This is a genomic window from Leclercia adecarboxylata (genome assembly GCF_006874705.1).
Taxonomy (GTDB): domain Bacteria; phylum Pseudomonadota; class Gammaproteobacteria; order Enterobacterales; family Enterobacteriaceae; genus Enterobacter; species Enterobacter adecarboxylatus_C.
In genome coordinates, this window is record NZ_CP035382.1 from 1,573,360 (window position 1) to 1,593,801 (window position 20,442).

The window sequence follows — 20,442 nt, forward strand, 5'->3', positions numbered from 1 at the left end:
GGGTGCTGACCGATCCCCGCTTTACGACCGAAGTAGAACTGACCGTGCCGTTTCACGACGTCGATATGATGGGCGTGGTCTGGCATGGCAACTATTTCCGCTATTTTGAGATTGCCCGCGAGGCCCTGCTCAACCAGTTCGATTATGGCTATCGCCAGATGAAGGCATCCGGCTATCTCTGGCCGGTGGTCGACACCCGGGTGAAATACCGTGATGTCCTCACCTTTGAGCAACGGATCCGCGTCCGGGCCCATATCGAAGAGTTTGAGAACCGCCTGCGTATCGCCTATCAGATTTTTGACGCCACCAGCGGCAAACGGACCACCACCGGCTACACCATTCAGGTGGCGGTGGAAGAGAAGAGCCGCGAGTTGTGTTTTGTCAGCCCGGCGATCCTGTTTGAGCGTATGGGAGTTACGCCATGAAGAGATTATTGCTGCTTGCCCTGCTGATCAGTCCGTGGGTCAACGCCGTCACGCTGGATGAATTACAGCAGCGCTTTACCGAACAGCCGGTAGTACGCGCCCACTTTGAGCAGTCCCGCACCATCAAGGATCTGCCCCAGCCGCTGCGATCCCAGGGTGAGATGCTGATCGCCCGCGACAGCGGGCTGCTGTGGGATCAAAAAGCGCCTTTCCCGATGACGCTGCTGTTGGACGACAAACGGATGGTGCAGGTCATCAACGGCCAGCCGCCGCAGACCATCACCGCTGAAAACAACCCGCAGATGTTCCAGTTCAATCACCTGCTGCGCGCCCTGTTCCAGGCGGATCGCAAGGTGCTGGAGGAGAATTTCCGCATCAACTTTAAAGATCTTGGTGAAGATCGCTGGTCGCTGGTGCTGACTCCCACCACCACGCCGCTGGACAAGATTTTCGCCTCGCTGGATCTGAGTGGTGCAACCTATGTGGAATCCATCGTGCTGAACGATAAGCAGGGCGATCGTACCGCTATCGCCCTCTCCCGCCACCAGCTCACGCCCGCCAGCCTGACCGATGCCGAACGCCAACGCTTTGCCGCACCGTAACGCCCGACGCCCGGCCCTGGTGTGGGCCGCGGTATGCCTGGCGCTGCTGGGCATGCTGCTGACGCTGCTGCCGGGGGCGCGGCTGAACAGCAGCGTGCTGGCGATGCTGCCCAAACAGAGCCTCGGGGCGATCCCCCCGGCCCTGAACGACGGCTTTATTGAACGCCTCGATCGTCAGCTGGTGTGGCTGGTCAGCCCCGGAAAACAACCCGACCCGCAGGTGGCGCAGCATTGGCTGAGCCTGCTGCACGAGTCCGGGTCGCTGCACGAGGTAAAAGGGCCGATGGACGCCGCCGGGCAGAAAGCCTGGGGGGCGTTTTTCTGGCAGCACCGCAACGGCCTGATCGACCCTGCCACCCGCGCGCGCCTGCAAAACGGCGGCGAGGCGCAGGCCCAGTGGATTTTATCCCAGCTGTATTCGGCCTTCTCCGGAGTCAGCGGTAAAGAGCTGCAAAAAGACCCGCTGATGCTGATGCGCGGCTCCCAGCTGGCGCTGGCGCAAAACAGCCAGAAGCTACGGCTGATGGACGGCTGGCTGGTGACCAAAGACGATGCCGGAAATTACTGGTATCTGCTGCACGGCGAGCTGGCCGGTTCGTCGTTCGATATGCAGCAAACCCACCGGCTGGTGACCCGGCTCCACGACCTCGAAAGCCAGCTGAAAACGCAGTATCCGCAGGCGCAGCTGCTGTCGCGCGGCACGGTGTTTTACAGCGACTACGCCAGCCAGCAGGCAAAGCGGGATATCTCGACCCTCGGCGTCGCCACCGTGCTGGGGGTGATCCTGCTGATTGTGGCGGTGTTCCGCTCCCTGCGCCCGCTGCTCCTGTGCCTGCTCTCCATCGCCATGGGCGCGCTGGCCGGCACGGTCACGACGCTGCTGCTGTTTGGTGAACTGCATTTGATGACCCTGGTGATGAGCATGAGCATCATCGGCATCTCGGCGGACTACACGCTTTATTACCTGACCGAGCGGATGGTTCACGGCGGCCAGGACTCGCCGTGGCAAAGCCTGGCGAAAGTGCGCAACGCCCTGCTGCTGGCGCTGCTCACCACCGTGGCGGCCTATTTCATCATGATGCTGGCGCCCTTCCCGGGCATCCGCCAGATGGCGGTGTTTGCCGCTGCGGGCTTAAGCGCCGCCTGCCTGACGGTCATTTTCTGGCATCCGTGGCTGTGCCGCGGCTTACCGGTGCGTCCGGTTCCGGCGAGGGCGCTCATGCTGCGCTGGCTGTCGGCATGGCGCGACAGACGCGTGTCGGTTGGCCTGCCGGTTGCGCTGGCCCTGGCCGCTCTCGCGGGTATCGCCACGCTGCGGGTGGATGACGATATCGCCCAGCTACAGGCCCTGCCGCAGGATATTCTGGCTCAGGAGAAAACCATTACCGCCCTGACCGGGCAGCGTGTCGATCAGAAATGGTTCGTGGTGCATGGCGCATCGGCCCAGCAGACGCTGGAGCGGCTGGAGGCCTTTACCCCGACGCTGGCCCGGGCGCAGCAGGCGGGTGACCTGAAATCCTGGCGCACCCTGCCGCTGAACTCGCTGGCGCAGCAAGAGCGCGATCTGGCGCTGCTGCGCCAGGCGGCTCCGGCAGTGACAAGGGTCCTGCAAAACGCCGGGATGACGACGGTATCACCGGATTTGAATGCCACCCCGGTGCAGGTCGATACGTGGCTTGCCAGCCCGGCCAGTGAAGGCTGGCGTCTGCTGTGGCTCACGTTGCCCGGCGGCGAAAGCGGCGTGCTGGTACCGGTGGATGGGGTGAAAAACAGCCCGGCGCTGCGCGAGCTGGCGGAGCAACATCCGGGCGTGGTGTGGGTGGATCGCAAGGCGAGTTTCGACAGCCTGTTTGCCCTCTACCGCGCAGTGCTGACCGGCCTGCTGGTTGTCGCCCTGGCGACGATCGCCTGCGGTGCCATGCTGCGCCTCGGCTGGCGTAAGGGGCTGATAACCCTCGTGCCCTCGCTGGTGTCGCTGGGCTGCGGCCTCGCCGCGCTGGCGGTCTCGGGTCATCCGGTTAACCTGTTTTCCCTGCTGGCGCTGGTGCTGGTACTCGGCATCGGGATCAACTACACGCTATTCTTCAACAACCCGCGCGGCACGCCGTTGACCTCAATGCTGGCCATTACCCTGGCGATGATGACCACCCTGTTAACCCTCGGCATGCTGGTATTCAGCGCCACGCAGGCGATCGGCAGTTTCGGCATTGTACTGGTCAGCGGTATTTTCACCGCCTTTCTGCTGGCTCCCCTGGCGATGCCAGCCCAAAAAGAGAGAAAACAATGATCACCCCTTTTTACCGCGCCGCCGCCCTGATCGGCGCGCTGTTGCTGACCGGTTGCAGCCACACGGCCCCGAAGCGTGACGATGCCCGACCGCAGGCATGGCTCCAGCCGGGTACCCGGGTGACGCTACCGCCGCCGGGTATTACTCCGGCGCTGAGCTCCCAGCAGTTGCTGACCGGCAGCTTTAATGGCAAGACCCAGTCGCTGCTGGTGATGCTGAATGCCGATGCGCAGAAGGTGACCCTCGCCGGGCTGTCATCGGTGGGTATTCGCCTGTTCCTCGCCACCTATAATGAAACGGGCATCCATACTGAACAGTCGATTGTTGCGCCAGAGCTGCCTCCGGCCAGCCAGGTACTGGCGGACGTGATGCTCAGCCACTGGCCGATCGACGCCTGGCTGCCGCAGTTGCCGAAGGGCTGGACGTTGCAGGATCGCGGCGACCGTCGCGAGCTGCGCAATGCCGACGGCAAGCTGGTGACGGAGATTGTCTACCTGCAGCGCAAAGGCAAGCGCGTGCCGATCAGCATCGAACAACAGGTGTTCCACTACCACATCACCATTCAATATCTGGATGACTGAGATGATCTACATTTCTGCCGTTGGCCTGATCAATGCCCTGGGCAATTCGCCTGACGAGATTGCCGCTAACCTGACGCGCGGGGTCGCCCCCGGCATGCGCCTGCGCAGCGGCTGGCTACAGGGTCAGGATGCGGTGCTGGGCGGCGTCGACGGCGAGCTGCCTGCGATCCCGGAAAGCTTTGCCCTGCACCGCTCGCGCAATAATCAGCTCCTGCTGGCGGCGCTGGCGCAGATCCAGCCTGTCGTGGATGAGGCCATTGCCCGCTACGGCCGTGACCGGGTGGCGGTGGTCATGGGCACCAGCACCTCCGGGCTCGACGAGGGCGACGAACATGTGCGTCTGTCGATGAGCGGCGAAGCCAGCGTCAACTGGCGCTACGCTCAGCAGGAACTGGGCGATCCGTCGCGCTTTCTGGCGAACTGGCTCGGTCTGGAGGGCCCGGCTTACACCCTTTCGACCGCCTGCTCCTCCAGCGCGCGGGCGATCATCAGCGGGCGTCGGCTGATTGATGCCGGGCTGGCAGATATCGCTATCGTCGGCGGGGCAGATACGCTAAGCCGGATGCCGGTGAATGGCTTTAACAGCCTTGAGTCACTCTCCACCACGCTGTGCGAGCCCTTTGGCCGTGACCGGCGGGGGATCACCATTGGCGAAGCGGCAGCCCTGATGGTTCTCACCCGCGAGCCGCAGCCGGTGGCGCTGCTGGGTACCGGCGAGTCGAGCGACGCGTACCATATTTCCGCCCCCCATCCACAGGGTGAAGGGGCCATCAGCGCCATTAACCAGGCGCTGAAGGAGGCCGGAATAAAACCGGATGAGGTGGGCTACATCAATCTGCACGGTACGGCAACGCCGCTGAATGACCAGATTGAATCGCAGGTGGTGCACGATCTGTTTGGCGAGGCGGTGCCCTGCAGCTCCACCAAGCACCTGACCGGCCATACGCTGGGGGCGGCGGGGATCACCGAAGCGGCGCTGAGTTGGCTGATCCTGACCCGTGACCTCCCCTTACCCGCCCAGGATTTCACCCGCTATACACCGGATCCGACGCTCGCCCCCTGCGGCGTGCTGCATCAGCCCACCGCGCTGAAAAAAGCGGTGATCTTGTCAAATTCGTTCGCCTTTGGCGGCAATAACGCCAGCATCCTGCTGGGGAGAACGTCATGAGTTATTTATCCCCGACCGAGTATCTGCCCCACGATGCCCCCATGCTGCTGCTGGAATCTGTCCACAGCGTGACCGCTGAGTCTGCCGTCTGCCGCGTCACCGTCAGTCCGCAGGGCGTGCTGGCGCCCTTTCTGAACACCGCGGGCGATCTGCCGGGCTGGTACGCCCTTGAGTTGATGGCCCAGACCGTTGGCATCTGGTCAGGCTGGCACCGTCAGCAGAAGGGTCAGGAGAGCATTTCGCTCGGCATGGTGCTGGGGGCGCGGGAACTGGTTTGCGCCGCAGGGTGCTTCCCGGCCAGCAGCCTGTTAACCATCACGGTCACGCTGCTGATGCAGGATGAACGCTTTAGCAGCTTCGAGTGCGCCATCCTCACAGATGAAGAGACGCTGGCAACCGGGCGCGTCAATACCTTCCAGCCAGGCCAGCAGGAATTAGCATCACTGTTTAAACAGGGAGTGAATCAATGAGTCGTTCCGTTCTGGTCACCGGTGCCAGCAAAGGCATTGGCCGGGCTATCGCCCTCAAACTTGCCGCAGACGGGTTCACCCTCGGCGTGCATTACCACCGCGACGTCGCTGGCGCACAGGACACCCTGAATGCTATCGAGCAGGCGGGGGGAAACGGGCGTCTGCTCTCGTTTGACGTGGGCAATCGCGCGCAGTGCCGCGAGGTGCTGGAGCAGGATATGGACGTTAACGGTCCCTGGTATGGCGTGGTCAGCAACGCCGGGATCGCCCGGGATGGTGCCTTCCCGGCGCTCAGCGACGAGGACTGGGACAGCGTGATCCACACCAATCTCGACAGCTTTTACAACGTCATTCACCCCTGCATCATGCCCATGATTGGCACCCGCAAAGGCGGGCGTATTATCACCCTCTCATCCGTTTCCGGGGTAATGGGCAACCGGGGTCAGGTGAACTATAGCGCGGCAAAGGCGGGCATTATCGGTGCCACCAAAGCCCTGGCGATGGAGCTGGCGAAGCGCAAAATCACCGTCAACTGCATCGCACCCGGGCTGATAGATACCGGGATGATCGAGATGGAAGAGGCCGCGCTGAAAGAGGCAATGGCCATGATCCCCATGAAACGGATGGGTCAGGCAGACGAGGTGGCCGGACTGGCCAGCTATCTGATGTCGGATATTGCGGGCTATGTGACCCGCCAGGTGATCTCCATTAACGGGGGCATGTTATGACGCGTCGGGTGGTGATTACCGGCATGGGCGGCGTGACCGCCTTCGGTGAAGAGTGGCAGTCGGTTTCTGCCCGCTTGCTGGAGTATAAAAACGCGGTACGCAAGATGCCGGAGTGGACGGTGTATGAGGGTCTGCATACCCTGCTGGCGGCACCAATCGATGATTTTACCCTGCCGGAGCACTACACCCGCAAGCGCATCCGCGCCATGGGCCGCGTGTCTTTACTGTCGACCCGCGCCACCGAACTCGCGCTGGCGCAGGCCGGGCTGATTGACGATCCGATCCTGACTCAGGGCGAAACCGGCATTGCTTACGGCTCGTCGACCGGCAGCACCGGCCCGGTCAGCGAGTTCGCCACCATGCTCACCGAGAAGCACACCAACAACATCACCGGCACCACCTACGTGCAGATGATGCCGCACACCACGGCAGTCAATACCGGCCTGTTCTTCGGCCTCCGCGGGCGGGTGATCCCGACCTCCAGCGCCTGTACCTCCGGCAGCCAGGCGATAGGCTATGCGTGGGAAGCCATCCGCCACGGCTATCAGACGGTAATGGTGGCAGGAGGGGCCGAAGAGCTCTGCCCGTCGGAAGCGGCGGTATTCGATACCCTTTTCGCCACCAGCCAGCGTAATGACGATCCGGAAGCCACCCCGTCACCCTTCGATATCCAGCGCGATGGGCTGGTAATTGGCGAAGGGGCGGGAACGTTGATTCTGGAAGAGCTGGAGCATGCGAAAGCGCGTGGCGCGAGCATTTACGGGGAAATTGTCGGCTTCGCCACCAACTGCGACGCGGCGCACATCACCCAGCCGCAGCGGGAAACCATGCAGATCTGCATGGAAAAGTCGCTGCGCATCGCCGGACTGAGTCCGCAGGATATTGGCTACATTTCGGCGCACGGCACCGCCACCGACCGGGGGGATATTGCCGAAAGCCTGGCCACCGCCGCCGTGTTTGGCGACAGCGTACCTGTCTCGTCATTGAAGAGTTATTTCGGCCACACGTTGGGTGCCTGCGGTGCGCTGGAAGCCTGGATGAGTCTGGAGATGATGCGCGAGGGCTGGTTCGCACCGACCATCAATTTAAGACAACCAGATGAGCAATGCGGCGCGTTAGATTATATTATGGGGAAAGCCCGTCACATTGATTGCGAATATCTGCAAAGCAATAACTTCGCGTTCGGCGGCATTAATACTTCCATAATCATTAAACGCTGGGCGTGACTATGTACCAGTTCCTGCTGGGAAAAATTTCTACCCTCAGCGCTGACCCTCTGGCGTCAGCGCTGGCCGAACAGGCGCCTGAGGGCGCGCGTCGCACTCCCTGGCTGGCCGGGCGGACCCTGCTCGCCCGGGCGTTATCGCCCTCCCCGGTGCCGGAGATCGTCTTTGGTGAACAGGGTAAACCCGCCTTCGTTGATGCTCATCCGTACTGGTTTAACCTCAGCCACAGCGGGGATGATATCGCCCTGCTGTTAAGCGATGAGGGCGAAGTGGGCTGCGACATCGAAGTGATCCGCCCCCGGGATAACTGGCAGGCGCTGGCGAATGCCGTCTTTAGCGTCGCGGAACACGACGAGCTGGAGCGGGAGGCGCCCGAGGCAAAGCTGTCGGCCTTCTGGCGAATCTGGACGCGCAAAGAGGCTATCGTCAAACAGCGCGGCGGGAGCGCCTGGCAAATTGTCAGCGTCGATAGCACCTTTACCTCCGCGCTGAGCGTCAGCCACGTCCAGCACGGCGAACTCAGCCTCGCCGTCTGTACGCCAACGCCCTTCACCCTCCATAACGGTGCGCTTCAGGTTCTGTAACCCGCTTATTTCAAATTATTCGGAAAGTCTGCCGGCAGCTCGCTGGCAGCACAGTCAATGACAGCATCGTTATTGGCACCGCAGTCGCGCACAAAGGTAATGGTGGCGAACTCATCAATAACCTCGGTTGGGTAGGCCGGGCCCGCCTCGCGATAAGAGACCATCAGCGGAATATGATCGTTCTGGAAGCAGACGGTTTTTTCCGGGTTATTCATCACCCAACGCGGGAAGAAGATAGTGCCGTGGAACAGCCTGTCGCCGAGGTTCACAATCAGGCTCACATCGGTACCGGTCGGTTCAGTCCACGAAATTTTATAAATACTCTCGCCCACGCGAACGATATAAGCCTGCTGATCTTTTACCCAACGGTTTGCCACGATCCCGCTGTGAATACGGTAGTCGAGGGTCTGCTCGTTTTTGACATAAATCTCGTAGTTCCAGCCGTTATCGTAGGTGTAGACCAGATGTTTGCCGACGAAACCGCTCAAATCATGTTTATCAAAATGGCTCATATTCTGTCTCCTCTGTTTCAATGAGCCCATCTTACGCCTGCAAAAATTGGATGAATAACGCTATGATTTAATCAAATTTATTCAAAAATTAGATGAGTCATGCACAAAACTACCCTTGAGCAGTGGTCGCTGCTTGAACGCGTCGTTGAGTTAGGCAGCTTTGCCCGCGCCGCAGAGGAGACGCACCGCAGCCAATCTTCCGTCAGTTATAACCTGGCGTTGTTGCAGGAGCGGCTGGGCGTGGCGCTCCTGGTTCAGGCGGGGCGTAAGGCGGTGCTGACCCCGGAAGGGGAACTGCTGTTAAATCAGGTCAAACCGCTGCTAAACGCCTTTACCCTGCTGGAGACTCGCGCCACGACGCTACGCAACGGGATGCGTACCCGACTGGATGTGGTGGTGGACAGCATTTTCCCTCGCCGTCATCTGTTTGCCATTCTGCGCCAGTTTCAACAGCGCTATCCGCAAACCGAGGTGCATCTGACCGAAATACTTGAGAACGCCGGCGAGGCGCCGACCCAGAGCGAAGCCGACGTGATGGTGCTAACCCGCCGCCAGGATGTGACCGGGCGCGGCGAGTGGCTGATGAATATCGATTTTGTCGCCGTGGCGCATCGGGAGCATCCACTGTTTGAACGCGACACGCCGCTCACTGATGAAATGCTACGCCCCTGGCCACTCATCCAGATCGCCGGGCAGAACTACGCCGCGCCTCCCGGCGGCGAAGCCTGGACCTTCTCCACCATCGATGCCGCTATCGATGCGGTGATGTATCAGGTGGGGTATGGCTGGCTGCCGGAAGAGCGAATTCAGCAACAGCTGGAAAGCGGTGTGCTGAAAACACTGCCCCTGAACCACGGCACGCGCCGTGCTACACCGCTGCATCTGATTGTAAAACACACGCTCGCCCCGCTCGACGAACAGGTTGAGACCTTACTGCACCTCTTCCGCCAGCCGTCGTAAAGGTGAACTGCTACGCTTAACGGTCTGAACTTCAACTATGAAAAGGAGCAGACCGTGAAAATCGATCTTACGGGAAAAGTGGCGTTAGTAACCGCCTCCACAGGCGGCATTGGCTTCGCCATTGCCAGAGGGCTGGCGGAGAGCGGTGCCGAGGTGATTGTTAACGGGCGCAGCGTCGACTCGGTCAACCGGGGGATCCAACAGCTGCAGCAGGTCATACCCGGCGTGCAGGTGCGGGCGGCGATTGCCGACCTCAGCACCCCTGACGGGGTGGATGCTCTGCTGAAGGTCGCCACCGGCGTCGATATCCTCGTGAACAACGCCGGGATTTACGGGCCGCAGGATTTTTACGCCACCGACGATGAGACCTGGGATCGCTACTGGCAAACTAACGTGATGTCCGGCGTACGCCTGTCGCGCGCCCTGCTGCCCGGCATGGTGCAAAAGGGCTGGGGCCGGGTGGTGTTTATCTCCTCGGAGTCGGCCTGCAATATTCCGGCAGACATGATCCACTACGGGGTGACCAAAACCGCCCAGCTGTCGCTGGCGCGCGGGCTGGCGAAATTTGTCGCGGGCAGCGGCGTTACCGTGAACAGCGTTTTGCCGGGCCCGACGATGTCGGACGGCTTTGCCGACATGATGAAAGACGAGATAGAGAAAACCGGCAAATCACTGGAGACGCTGGCGAAAGAGTTTGTCATGGCGCACCGTCCGAGCTCGGTTATTCAGCGGGCCGCCACGGTAGAAGAGGTCGCCAACATGGTGGTCTACGTCTGTTCACAGCAGGCGTCCGCTACCTCCGGCGCGGCGCTGCGCGTCGATGGCGGCGTGGTGGACGATATTATCTAGCCATGCCGTTGCCGCCCGTCCGCTGGCGGGTGGCATCTGACGCTAAAGCAGGTAAACTGATGGGCAGAATGTGTATTTCAGCTAAGACGTAGCTATGACCAATATGATTGCCGATGAGGCAGTGGCAAAATCCAGCGTACTTTCGGTGTTCGACTTCGATGGCACGCTGACGCATCACGACAGCTTTATCCCTTTCTTACGCTTTGCGTTCGGCAAACGCTATTTTGCCGGTCGCCTGGTCCGGATGGCCTTGCCTACCCTGCACTGTGTGCGCCGCAAGCTGACCCGTGATGAGCTGAAAGAGGTGCTGATCAGAACCTTTCTGACCGGCGTGGATGAGCACTGGCTGCGTCAGCAGGCAGAGCTGTTCTGCGAGAAATACTGGAACAAACTGATGCGCCCGCAGGGCGTACTGGCGGTGGCCGCGGAAGTCAATTCCGGTGCGGAAGTGACGATCTGCTCCGCCTCGCCGGCCCTGGTATTGCAGCCCTGGGCCGACAAGCTTGGCATTAAGCTTATCGGCACCCAGCTGGAAGTGAAAGACGGCAAGCTGACCGGGCGGATCACCGGCCATAACTGTCGCTGTGCGCAGAAGGTGGCCCGGCTGGAGCACGTGTATGGCAGCCTGACCAATTACCACGTGCGCGCCTGGGGCGACACCCGCGGCGATCACGAGCTGCTGGCCGCGGCGCAGGATCCGCACTGGCGGCATTTCCACCCGCCGCGCGCGCGCCGGAATTCACCTATTAAACCGTAAAACATGCCGGGTGGCGGCTTCGCCTTACCCGGCCTACAACATCCACAGGCCGGGCAATACCACTCAGGCTTCCCGTTTCCCCGGGAACAGCAGGCTCGCCACAATCCCCACCGCCAGTACGCCCAGCACCACTAACAGACTCGCCGTGGCGCCGATGCCGTAGCCGTGATGCCAGAAGTGATCCGTGGCGTTCAGACCAAGCTTGAAGGCCACAAAGAACAGCAGCGCGATCACCGCTTTCTCCAGATGGACCAGATACTGCTTCAGCGCCTCCAGCACGAAATAGAGGGTACGCAGGCCGAGGATCGCGAACATCATGGCGCTGTAGATAATCAGCGGCTCGCGGCTAACGGCGATGATCGCCGGCACCGAGTCAAAGGCGAACATCACGTCTGACAGCTCCACCACCGCCACGCAGAGCAGCAGCGGCGTGGCATAGCGCTTCGCCTTCTTCACACGGCCGACCATCACATCCTGGTTCTCTGGTTTTTCCAGCTCGGCATCCACCTCTTTCTGGCTCAGCAGGAAGGCGTTGCCGGTGATTTTTGGCCAGATCGGATAGAAGCGTTTGACCGCGCGGTAGGCCAGGTGCTGAGAGTAATCTTCGATCTCGTCCTGCTCTTCACCGCGCTTGAGCATCATCACCGCCGTCCAGGCCACAATCAGGGCAAAGACCACTTCCACGTACGGCCCGAGGCTCAGCAGGCTGGTGCCGATGGCGACGAAGATCCCGCGGAAGACAATAGCGCCAATCACCCCCCAGTAAAGCACCCGGTGACGGTACTGATCCGGTACGCCAAACCAGGCGAAGATCGCCATCATCACGAACAGGTTGTCGACGGAGAGCACCTCTTCCAGCGCGTAACCGGTGAGGAACAGGCTCGCCACCTCAGCACCGTGGTGAACGTACAGGAATCCGGCGAACGCCATCGCGGTCATCACCCAGAAGATCGACCAGAGCGAAGCACTTTTCAGTGAAATCGGTTTGTCATGGCGATGCATGAAGAGGTCGATAAACATCGCCCCGACAGCCATAACCACGAATACAACAACGGTTTCCGTCGGGAAACCGAGATGAGCAGATGACATACACAACCCTTTTTGAAGACAAAATACAAACCATGCAGACTGGCGAAGCCAGTAAAGAAAAAGGGGGGGCCGTTAACAGCCTTCTCCCCTTAAGAAGTAAACCGGCGCAGGATGTACCTGCGCCGGATAGTCTATTTTAACTCACATCAACGCGGTTCTGCATACCCGGTCAGTTTTTATTCTCTGCCGCCAGCGCCTCTGCGCAGGCCCAGGCGCTGGCCCACGCCCACTGGAAGTTATAGCCGCCCAGCCAGCCGGTCACGTCCACCACCTCACCGATAAAATAGAGCCCCGGCACGTTGCGGGCCTCCATGGTGCGCGAGGAGAGTTCGTTGGTGTCCACCCCGCCGAGCGTCACTTCCGCAGTGCGATAGCCTTCGGTGCCGTTGGGCTGGACGCGCCAGGCGGTTAAGGTCTCCACCAGCGTCTGCTGGTCACGGCTGTTGAGCTGTTTCAGCGACACATCGGGAATTTGCCCCAGCAGCTGCAGGCACTCCACCAGCCGCTTCGGCAGCTGCATGGCTAACGTGTTTTTCAGGCTCTGGTTAGGGTGCGCCGCGCGCTGTTCATCCAGGAAGCTCGCTAGATCGCAGTCCGGCACCAGATTAATGGTGACGAACTCCCCCGGCTGCCAGTAGCTGGAGATTTGCAGGACCGCCGGGCCGGAGAGGCCGCGATGGGTGAACAGCAGGTTCTCACGGAATACGGTGCCGTCTTCAGCCGTGATGACCGAAGGCACCGAGACGCCGGAGAGGGTTTGCAGCTGCTCCAGCAAGGGTTTATGCAGGGTGAACGGCACCAGACCGGCTCGGGTCGGAAGCACCTTCAGGCCAAACTGTTCGGCAATTTTATAGCCAAACGGCGACGCGCCCAGCCCCGGCATCGAGAGCCCGCCGCTGGCGATCACCAGCTTTTCCGCGCTCACCGTTTCGCCATTGAGTTGCAGGGTATATCCCGCCTCGTCACGGGCGACTTCCAGCACTTCACTGCGCAGACGCAGGGTAACCTGGCCTTTTTCGCACTCGGCCACCAGCATATCGACAATCTGTTGCGCCGAATCGTCGCAAAACAGCTGGCCCAGGGTTTTCTCATGCCAGGCAATGCCGTGTTTACCCACCAGGTCAATAAAGTCCCATTGGGTATAGCGGGCAAGAGCAGATTTACAAAAATGGCGGTTCTGGCTCAGATAGGCCGCGGGTTCGATATAAAGGTTAGTAAAGTTGCAGCGCCCCCCGCCAGACATGAGGATTTTACGACCAGGTTTTTTACCGTTATCGAGCAGCAGAACCCGGCGCCCTGCCTGTCCGGCCATTGCCGCACAGAATAAACCCGCCGCACCGGCGCCAATAATGATGGCATCATACTTTTCCACGTCTCGATTCTCCTGGTTTTGAGGGCGCGGATTGTAAAGTTTCCTCAAGAAGCGTGCCAGCGTAAATATCCGCGATCTCGTTCATTTTATTGAAATTTAAAAAATAATTCTTTTACTGCTACGCTTATGTCAGTAGGCAAATCAAAAAAAGTCTATATTTCACTTTGCCCGTTGCGCATTTGTCCTGGATAATGCGCCGCGTTCATGTCCTCAAGATGGCGTAACGTCCTATGCTACATTTGTTTGCCGGCCTGGATTTTCATACCGGGCTTTTACTCTTGCTTGCTCTGGCCTTTGTATTGTTCTACGAAGCGATTAACGGCTTCCACGACACTGCGAACGCAGTCGCAACCGTTATTTACACCCGTGCTTTACGATCGCAGGTTGCGGTTGTGATGGCTGCGGTGTTTAACTTCTTTGGTGTTCTTCTGGGGGGTCTGAGCGTAGCCTACGCCATTGTGCATATGCTGCCAACGGATCTGCTACTGAATGTCAGTTCCGGCCATGGCCTGGCCATGGTGTTCTCTCTGCTGTTTGCTGCAATTATCTGGAACCTCGGTACCTGGTATTTCGGCCTGCCAGCATCCAGTTCTCACACGCTCATCGGCGCCATCATCGGTATTGGTTTAACCAATGCGCTGATGACCGGTACGTCTGTGGTGGACGCACTGAATATTCCTAAAGTTCTGGGTATTTTCGGTTCACTGATTGTTTCTCCCATTGTCGGTCTGGTTGTGGCGGGTGGCTTAATTTTCCTGCTGCGTCGTTACTGGAGCGGCACCAAAAAACGTGCCCGTATCCACCTGACGCCAGCCGAGCGTGAAAAGAAAGACGGTAAGAAAAAGCCGCCATTCTGGACGCGTATCGCCCTGATCGTTTCTGCTATCGGCGTGGCCTTCTCTCATGGCGCGAACGACGGTCAGAAAGGGATTGGTCTGGTTATGCTGGTGCTGATTGGTGTGGCACCTGCGGGCTTCGTGGTGAACATGAATGCCACCGGTTACGAAATTACCCGTACCCGCGACGCCATCAACAACGTCGAAACCTATTTCCAGCAGCGTCCCGACCTGCTGAAAAAGGCGACTGGCGTTGATCAGCTGATCCCTTCTCCGGAAGCAGGCGCAACCAAACCGGCTGAGTTCCACTGCCATCCGGCCAATGCGATTAACGCACTGGAGCGGGCAAAAGGCATGCTGACGGATGTCGAAAGCTACGAGAAGCTCACTCCGGAGCAGCGTGGCCAGATGCGTCGCATCATGCTGTGCATCTCTGACGTGACCGAGAAAGTCTCGAAGCTGCCTGAAGTCTCTGCTGACGATAAGCGTCTGCTGAAGAAGCTGAAGGTCGACATGCTGAATACCATCGAGTACGCACCGATCTGGATCATCATGGCGGTCGCACTGGCGCTGGGTCTCGGTACGATGGTGGGCTGGCGTCGCGTGGCGACAACCATTGGCGAGAAGATCGGTAAGAAAGGCATGACCTATGCCCAGGGGATGTCTGCTCAGATGACGGCAGCGGTCTCTATCGGTCTGGCCAGCTACACCGGTATGCCGGTATCCACAACCCACGTTCTCTCTTCGTCCGTGGCGGGTACCATGCTGGTTGATGGCGGTGGTCTGCAGCGCAAAACCGTGACCAGCATCCTGATGGCCTGGGTGTTTACCCTGCCGGCATCGATTCTGCTGTCTGGTGGTCTGTACTGGATCTCCCTGCAATTCCTGTAATTGCAGGCAGGTTACGCGAAGAGCGGGTCAGGTAACTGGCCCGCTTTTTTTTGCGCTCAATGCCAGATGAGGAGAGCAATCATACTCACCACCACCAGGCCGCACAGTGCGCTGGTCAGGATGAACTGACGACGCAGGCGTTCACAGCGGCGGATAAACTCATCGTCATGATGATCCCGATAACGCTGGGCGTAGATATACCACACCAGGCGCATCTGTTTGCTGGGCTGCCCGTGCGAGGTGAAAAATCCCCCGCCGTCCACATATTGATAAAGCAATGGATCGCAGCCACGCAGTACCACTAACAGGGCGCGTAAAGACGAGAAATAACGCGCCATATTCACGATGCAAACTACACATAACGCCCAAAATAATGCGACGGTGCTAATCATACTTCCTCCCCGGCGTCCGCCCGCGAAGCAATGCTCCGGGACTACCGCACCCATGCCCTGACAGACGGTTCAGTGAAAGAGAGACTCAAAAGCCGATCGGCTTCACATTTTAGTATCCGAACGGCTTATTCAATAGTGTAGGAGATCCGCTAATTTTTTTGCCACAAGGTTAATCGTTATCAACACCAATGCTTGAAAATTTTGTTTAACTGGGCCGTAATGAAGGCAGGTAGACGACTGCTACACGCATTGGTCATCGATAACTTAAGGAAGGAGTAACACTATGGCTTATAAACACATTCTTATCGCGGTTGACCTCTCCCCGGAGAGCAAAGTCCTGGTTGATAAAGCGGTATCCATGGCGCGTCCGTACAATGCGAAAGTTTCCTTGATTCACGTGGACGTGAATTACTCCGATCTCTATACCGGCCTGATTGACGTGAATCTGGGCGACATGCAGAAGCGTATCTCCGAAGAGACCCACCAGGCGCTGACCGAACTCTCCACCAACGCGGGCTATCCGATCACCGAAACCCTGAGCGGCAGCGGCGACCTGGGCCAGGTGCTGGTTGATGCAATCAAGAAATACGATATGGATCTGGTGGTCTGCGGTCATCACCAGGACTTCTGGAGCAAGCTGATGTCGTCAGCACGTCAGCTGATTAACACCGTGCACGTGGACATGTTGATTGTGCCGCTGCGCGACGAAGACGACGAGTAAGTGTAAAAAAGCCCGGTGGCGCTAACGCTTACCGGGCCTACAAATGGCACTACACGTAGGCCGGGTAAGGCGAAGCCGCCTCCCGGCTTTTTTATTCCGGCGTACCGGAGTAGATATCAAACCGGTGCCCTTTGGTGGTCACCGCATTGGTGGTGGCGACCTCCGCCAGCGGCGGCGCATAGTCAGGACGTTTCACCACTACCCGCTTTGTTGCCAGCAGGCGAGCAGGCTCCAGCAGGCCATCTGCGTCTAAGTCCGGCCCCACCAGCGACTGAAACACCCGCATCTCTTTCTTCACCAGCGCGCTTTTCTGCTTATGCGGGAACATTGGGTCGAGATAGACCACCTGCGGACGCGGGGTGATATCCGTCAGTGCCGTCAGGCTCGAGGCGTGGATCAGCTGTAGTCGCTCCTGCAACCAGCCGCCGATTTCCGGATCGGCATAGCCGCGAGCAAGGCCATCATCCAGCAGGGCGGCGACCACCGGGTTGCGCTCCAGCATCCGCACCCGACAGCCTACAGAGGCGAGCACAAAGGCATCGCGCCCCAGTCCGGCGGTGGCATCCACCACGTCCGGCAGATAGCTGCCTTTGATCCCGACCGCTTTGGCGACCGCTTCGCCACGTCCGCCGCCGAACTTGCGCCGATGTGCCATGGCGCCACCGACAAAGTCGACAAAAATCCCGCCGAGTTTCGGTTCGTCACGTTTACGTAACTCCAGATGCGCTGTAGTCATCACCAGCGCCATCAGGTTTTCTTCATCGTGTTCCAGCCCCCAGCGGGCCGCCAGAACAGATAAGGCGCCGTCTCCGGCGCCTGTCTCATCTACTAAGTGAATCTTCACGAATCAACTAACCCTTGATGCCGTAATGCTCAAGCATCGCGTCCAGCTGCGGCTCGCGGCCACGGAAGCGTTTGAACAGCTCCATTGGCTCTTCGGAACCGCCGCGGGTCAGGATGTTATCGAGGAACGACTGACCGGTTTCGCGGTTGAAAATCCCCTCTTCTTCGAAGCGGGAGTAAGCGTCTGCCGCCAGCACGTCCGCCCACAGGTAGCTGTAGTAACCCGCCGCATAGCCGCCAGCAAAGATATGGCTGAACGCGTGCGGGAAGCGACCCCATGCCGGGCCAGGGATCAGGGCCACCTGCTTCTTGATCTCCGCCAGGGTTTCGAGGACCTTCGCCCCTTGCTCCGGGCTGAACTCGGCATGCAGACGGAAATCGAACAGGCCGAACTCCAGCTGGCGCAGGATAAACATCGCCGCCTGGTAGTTTTTCGCTTCCAGCATCTTATCCAGCAGCGCTTTTGGCAGCGGCTCGCCGGTCTCGTAGTGACCGGAGATAAACGCTAGCGCGTCCGGCTCCCAGCACCAGTTTTCCATAAACTGGCTCGGCAGCTCGACCGCATCCCACGGCACGCCGCTGATACCGGCCACGCCTGCCGCTTCGATACGGGTCAGCATATGGTGCAGACCGTGGCCGAACTCGTGGAACAGGGTGATCACTTCGTCATGGGTAAAGAGCGCAGGTTTACCGCTGACCGGACGGTTGAAGTTACAGGTCAGGTAGGCCACCGGCTTTTGCAGCGAGCCGTCGGCTTTACGCATCTGGCCTACGCAGTCATCCATCCACGCCCCGCCGCGCTTGTTCTCACGGGCATACAGGTCAAGGTAGAAGCTGCCGCGCAGTTCGTTTTTATCGTCATACAGCTCGAAGAAACGCACGTCGTCATGCCACACTTCCACATCGTTGCGCTCTTTAGCGGTAATGCCATAGATGCGCTTCACCACTTCGAACAGGCCGTTAACGGCTTTGTTTTCCGGGAAGTACGGACGCAGCTGCTCGTCGCTGATGCTGTAAAGGTGCTGCTTCTGTTTCTCGCTGTAATACGCGATATCCCACGGCTGCAGCTCATCGACGCCGAACTCCGCTTTCGCAAAGGCGCGCAGCTGGGCCAGCTCTTTCTCGCCCTGAGGACGGGCGCGTTTGGCCAGATCGGTTAAGAAATCGAGCACCTGCTGGGGGTTTTCCGCCATTTTAGTGGCAAGGGATTTATCCGCGTAGCTGTCAAAGCCCAGCAGCTGTGCCAGCTCGTGACGCAGGGCGAGGATCTCCGCCATCACCGGGGTGTTATCCCACTTGCCGGCATTTGGGCCCTGATCGGAGGCGCGGGTGCTGTAGGCGCGATACATCTCTTCACGCAGGGCCTGGTTGTCACAGTAGGTCATCACCGGCAGATAGCTCGGGATATCCAGGGTCAGCAGGAAACCTTCCTGCTCTTTCGCCTCGGCCTGGGCTTTCGCCGCCGCCAGCGCGCTCTCCGGCATACCCGCCAGTTCGGCTTCGTCGGTAATCAGTTTCGTCCAGCCCATGGTGGCATCCAGCACGTTGTTGCTGTACTGGTTGCCCAGCTCGGAAAGGCGGGTCGCGATTTCGCCGTAGCGCTGCTGTTTATCTTTCGCGAGGCCAATGCCCGACAGTTCAAAATCGCGCAGGGCGTTATCAACCGCCTTTTTCTGGGCGATGTTCAGGGTCGCATAGTTATCGCCCTCGCGCAGGTCGCGGTACGCTTTATACAGCCCTTCGTGCTGCCCGACCCAGGTGCTGTATTCCGACAGCAGCGGCAGGGTTTGTTCGTAGGCTTCACGCAGCTCCGGGCTGTTTTTCACCGAGTTCAGGTGGCTGACCGGGGAGAAGATGCGGCCGAGCACATCATCCACTTCCGCCAGCGGCTGACACAGGTTTTCCCAGCTGTAAGGGGCGCCCTGCGCAACCACGCTCTCGACGGCGGTACGGCAATCGTCCAGTGCTTTGGTGACAGCGGGAACAACATGTTCAGGCAGAATGGAGGAAAACGGTGGCAACGAAAAAGGCGTCAGTAATGGGTTGGTCATAAGCACTGTCCTGTTAAATGAGTGAATGAAGCGCGCATCCTGCGCGAGCATATTGTTTCCAGGATGGGGTTAAGTGTAGTGAATTTCAATGGCTGGGGTGACAGAAAAACCGCCGCCGCGACGGTGCGTGCCGGGCCTGCGGGTAATCTGCGCCGTTCTGCTGTAAACTGTGGCCAATCGACATTATCGGAACATATCTACCCATGCTCAGTTATCGCCACAGCTTTCACGCGGGCAACCACGCCGACGTTCTTAAACATACCGTTCAGAGCCTGATTATCGAGGCGCTCAAAGAGAAAGATAAGCCTTTTCTCTATCTGGACACCCATGCCGGCGCGGGCCGCTATCAGCTGAGCGGTGAACACGCCGAGCGCACCGGGGAGTACCTCGAGGGCATCGCCCGTATCTGGCAGCAGGACGACCTGCCGGCCGAGCTTGAGCCCTACATCAGCGTGATCAACCACTTCAACCGCAGCGGCCAGCTACGTTACTACCCGGGCTCGCCGCTGATTGCCCGTCAGCTGCTGCGCGAGCAGGACAGTATTCAGCTGACCGAACTGCACCCGAGCGACTACCCGCTGCTGCGCTCTGAATTCCAGAAAGACAGCCGCGCGCGCGTCGAGAAATCGGACGGCTACCAGCAGCTGAAAGCGAAATTACCACCGGTGTCCCGTCGCGGCCTGGTGCTGATCGACCCGCCTTATGAGATCAAAAGTGACTATCAGGCGGTGGTGGCGGGTATCCACGAAGGTTACAAACGCTTTGCCACCGGCACCTATGCCCTGTGGTATCCGGTGGTGCTGCGTTCGCAGATCAAGCGCATGATCAAGGATCTGGAAGCGACCGGTATCCGTAAGATCCTGCAAATTGAGCTGGCGGTTCTTCCGGACAGCGATCGCCGCGGCATGACCGCCTCCGGCATGATCGTGGTTAACCCACCGTGGAAGCTGGAAGCGCAGATGAACAACGTTCTGCCGTGGCTGCACAAAAAGCTGGTTCCGGCCGGTACCGGCCACGCCACCGTCAGCTGGATCGTGCCTGAGTAATTACAGCAATCGGTGGAAGCTATTGATTTCAGGTATACAATCGCGGCAATTA

21 protein-coding genes are annotated in these 20,442 nt (G+C 59.4%); 15 read left to right on the forward strand and 6 right to left on the reverse strand.

Annotation, left to right across the window (positions count from 1 at the left end):
• The first annotated feature begins 2 nt into the window (after window positions 1–2).
• The 9 genes from ES815_RS08550 to acpT are packed head-to-tail and all read left to right on the forward strand — an operon-like array spanning window position 3 to window position 8,071.
• Window positions 3–425 carry an acyl-CoA thioesterase gene (locus ES815_RS08550; RefSeq protein ID WP_106995282.1) on the forward strand — a complete coding sequence of 141 codons (423 nt, stop codon included), beginning with the start codon at window positions 3–5 and terminating at the stop codon, window positions 423–425.
• Window positions 422–1,027, forward strand: a complete 606-nt coding sequence (locus ES815_RS08555) for an outer membrane lipoprotein carrier protein LolA (protein WP_142487447.1) — start codon at window positions 422–424, stop codon at window positions 1,025–1,027. Before ES815_RS08550 ends, ES815_RS08555 begins: the two co-directional genes overlap by 4 nt.
• Window positions 996–3,314 (forward strand): MMPL family transporter, encoded by a 2,319-nt coding sequence (locus tag ES815_RS08560; RefSeq protein WP_142487448.1) that lies wholly within the window; start codon window positions 996–998, stop codon window positions 3,312–3,314. Before ES815_RS08555 ends, ES815_RS08560 begins: the two co-directional genes overlap by 32 nt.
• Window positions 3,311–3,895 carry a DUF3261 domain-containing protein gene (locus ES815_RS08565; protein ID WP_142487449.1) on the forward strand — a complete coding sequence of 195 codons (585 nt, stop codon included), beginning with the start codon at window positions 3,311–3,313 and terminating at the stop codon, window positions 3,893–3,895. Before ES815_RS08560 ends, ES815_RS08565 begins: the two co-directional genes overlap by 4 nt.
• A gap of 1 nt (window position 3,896) precedes the next feature.
• Entirely contained in the window at window positions 3,897–5,063 is a 1,167-nt protein-coding gene (locus ES815_RS08570) for a beta-ketoacyl-[acyl-carrier-protein] synthase family protein (RefSeq protein ID WP_142487450.1), read from the forward strand.
• A complete protein-coding gene (locus ES815_RS08575) occupies window positions 5,060–5,533 on the forward strand; it encodes a 3-hydroxy-fatty acyl-ACP dehydratase (RefSeq protein ID WP_142487451.1) in 474 nt (157 codons plus the stop codon). The genes ES815_RS08570 and ES815_RS08575 overlap by 4 nt, the downstream gene beginning before the upstream one ends.
• Window positions 5,530–6,261 (forward strand): 3-ketoacyl-ACP reductase FabG2, encoded by a 732-nt coding sequence (locus ES815_RS08580; protein ID WP_142487452.1) that lies wholly within the window; start codon window positions 5,530–5,532, stop codon window positions 6,259–6,261. Before ES815_RS08575 ends, ES815_RS08580 begins: the two co-directional genes overlap by 4 nt.
• A complete protein-coding gene (locus ES815_RS08585) occupies window positions 6,258–7,487 on the forward strand; it encodes a beta-ketoacyl-ACP synthase (RefSeq protein WP_142487453.1) in 1,230 nt (409 codons plus the stop codon). Before ES815_RS08580 ends, ES815_RS08585 begins: the two co-directional genes overlap by 4 nt.
• A gap of 2 nt (window positions 7,488–7,489) precedes the next feature.
• Window positions 7,490–8,071: a 4'-phosphopantetheinyl transferase AcpT gene (acpT, locus tag ES815_RS08590; RefSeq protein ID WP_142487454.1), complete on the forward strand. Its 582-nt coding sequence runs from the start codon at window positions 7,490–7,492 to the stop codon at window positions 8,069–8,071.
• A 5-nt stretch (window positions 8,072–8,076) separates the two neighbouring features.
• On the opposite strand, the gene ES815_RS08595 is transcribed toward acpT, so the two are convergent.
• Entirely contained in the window at window positions 8,077–8,583 is a 507-nt protein-coding gene (locus ES815_RS08595) for a phenolic acid decarboxylase (protein WP_039032475.1), read from the reverse strand.
• A 99-nt stretch (window positions 8,584–8,682) separates the two neighbouring features.
• On the opposite strand from ES815_RS08595, the gene ES815_RS08600 reads away from it, so the two are divergent.
• The 3 genes from ES815_RS08600 to ES815_RS08610 all read left to right on the forward strand — a co-directional run bounded on the left by ES815_RS08600 (window position 8,683) and on the right by ES815_RS08610 (window position 11,149).
• A complete protein-coding gene (locus ES815_RS08600; protein WP_142487455.1) occupies window positions 8,683–9,543 on the forward strand; it encodes a LysR family transcriptional regulator in 861 nt (286 codons plus the stop codon).
• Between the two features lie 54 nt (window positions 9,544–9,597).
• Complete coding sequence (locus tag ES815_RS08605; protein ID WP_142487456.1) at window positions 9,598–10,392, forward strand: SDR family NAD(P)-dependent oxidoreductase; 795 nt, start codon at window positions 9,598–9,600, stop codon at window positions 10,390–10,392.
• Between the two features lie 94 nt (window positions 10,393–10,486).
• Window positions 10,487–11,149 (forward strand): HAD family hydrolase, encoded by a 663-nt coding sequence (locus ES815_RS08610; RefSeq protein ID WP_142487457.1) that lies wholly within the window; start codon window positions 10,487–10,489, stop codon window positions 11,147–11,149.
• A gap of 63 nt (window positions 11,150–11,212) precedes the next feature.
• On the opposite strand, the gene ES815_RS08615 is transcribed toward ES815_RS08610, so the two are convergent.
• Both ES815_RS08615 and ES815_RS08620 read right to left on the reverse strand, forming a co-directional pair.
• Window positions 11,213–12,238, reverse strand: a complete 1,026-nt coding sequence (locus tag ES815_RS08615) for a TerC/Alx family metal homeostasis membrane protein (RefSeq protein ID WP_142487458.1) — start codon at window positions 12,236–12,238, stop codon at window positions 11,213–11,215.
• Window positions 12,239–12,407: 169 nt separating this feature from the next.
• Window positions 12,408–13,610 (reverse strand): NAD(P)/FAD-dependent oxidoreductase, encoded by a 1,203-nt coding sequence (locus ES815_RS08620; RefSeq protein WP_142487459.1) that lies wholly within the window; start codon window positions 13,608–13,610, stop codon window positions 12,408–12,410.
• A 230-nt stretch (window positions 13,611–13,840) separates the two neighbouring features.
• Here ES815_RS08620 and pitA point away from each other — a divergent pair, with 230 nt between their 5' ends.
• On the forward strand, window positions 13,841–15,337 hold the full coding sequence (gene pitA, locus ES815_RS08625; protein WP_142487460.1) for an inorganic phosphate transporter PitA: 1,497 nt from the start codon (window positions 13,841–13,843) through the stop codon (window positions 15,335–15,337).
• Between the two features lie 56 nt (window positions 15,338–15,393).
• Here the strand turns inward: pitA and uspB are convergent, their stop codons facing one another.
• Window positions 15,394–15,729, reverse strand: coding sequence for a universal stress protein UspB (gene uspB / locus ES815_RS08630; RefSeq protein ID WP_032615027.1), 336 nt, complete (start codon window positions 15,727–15,729; stop codon window positions 15,394–15,396).
• Window positions 15,730–16,012: 283 nt separating this feature from the next.
• Between uspB and uspA the strand changes: the two genes are divergently transcribed.
• Window positions 16,013–16,450, forward strand: coding sequence for a universal stress protein UspA (gene uspA, locus ES815_RS08635; protein WP_032615029.1), 438 nt, complete (start codon window positions 16,013–16,015; stop codon window positions 16,448–16,450).
• Window positions 16,451–16,541: 91 nt separating this feature from the next.
• On the opposite strand, the gene rsmJ is transcribed toward uspA, so the two are convergent.
• Together rsmJ and prlC are read right to left on the reverse strand one after the other, a co-directional pair.
• Window positions 16,542–17,294, reverse strand: coding sequence for a 16S rRNA (guanine(1516)-N(2))-methyltransferase RsmJ (gene rsmJ / locus ES815_RS08640; RefSeq protein ID WP_142487461.1), 753 nt, complete (start codon window positions 17,292–17,294; stop codon window positions 16,542–16,544).
• A 7-nt stretch (window positions 17,295–17,301) separates the two neighbouring features.
• A complete protein-coding gene (prlC, locus tag ES815_RS08645) occupies window positions 17,302–19,344 on the reverse strand; it encodes an oligopeptidase A (protein ID WP_142487462.1) in 2,043 nt (680 codons plus the stop codon).
• 203 nt (window positions 19,345–19,547) lie between these two features.
• Here prlC and ES815_RS08650 point away from each other — a divergent pair, with 203 nt between their 5' ends.
• On the forward strand, window positions 19,548–20,390 hold the full coding sequence (locus tag ES815_RS08650) for a 23S rRNA (adenine(2030)-N(6))-methyltransferase RlmJ (RefSeq protein ID WP_142487463.1): 843 nt from the start codon (window positions 19,548–19,550) through the stop codon (window positions 20,388–20,390).
• Window positions 20,391–20,442: the final 52 nt, after the last annotated feature.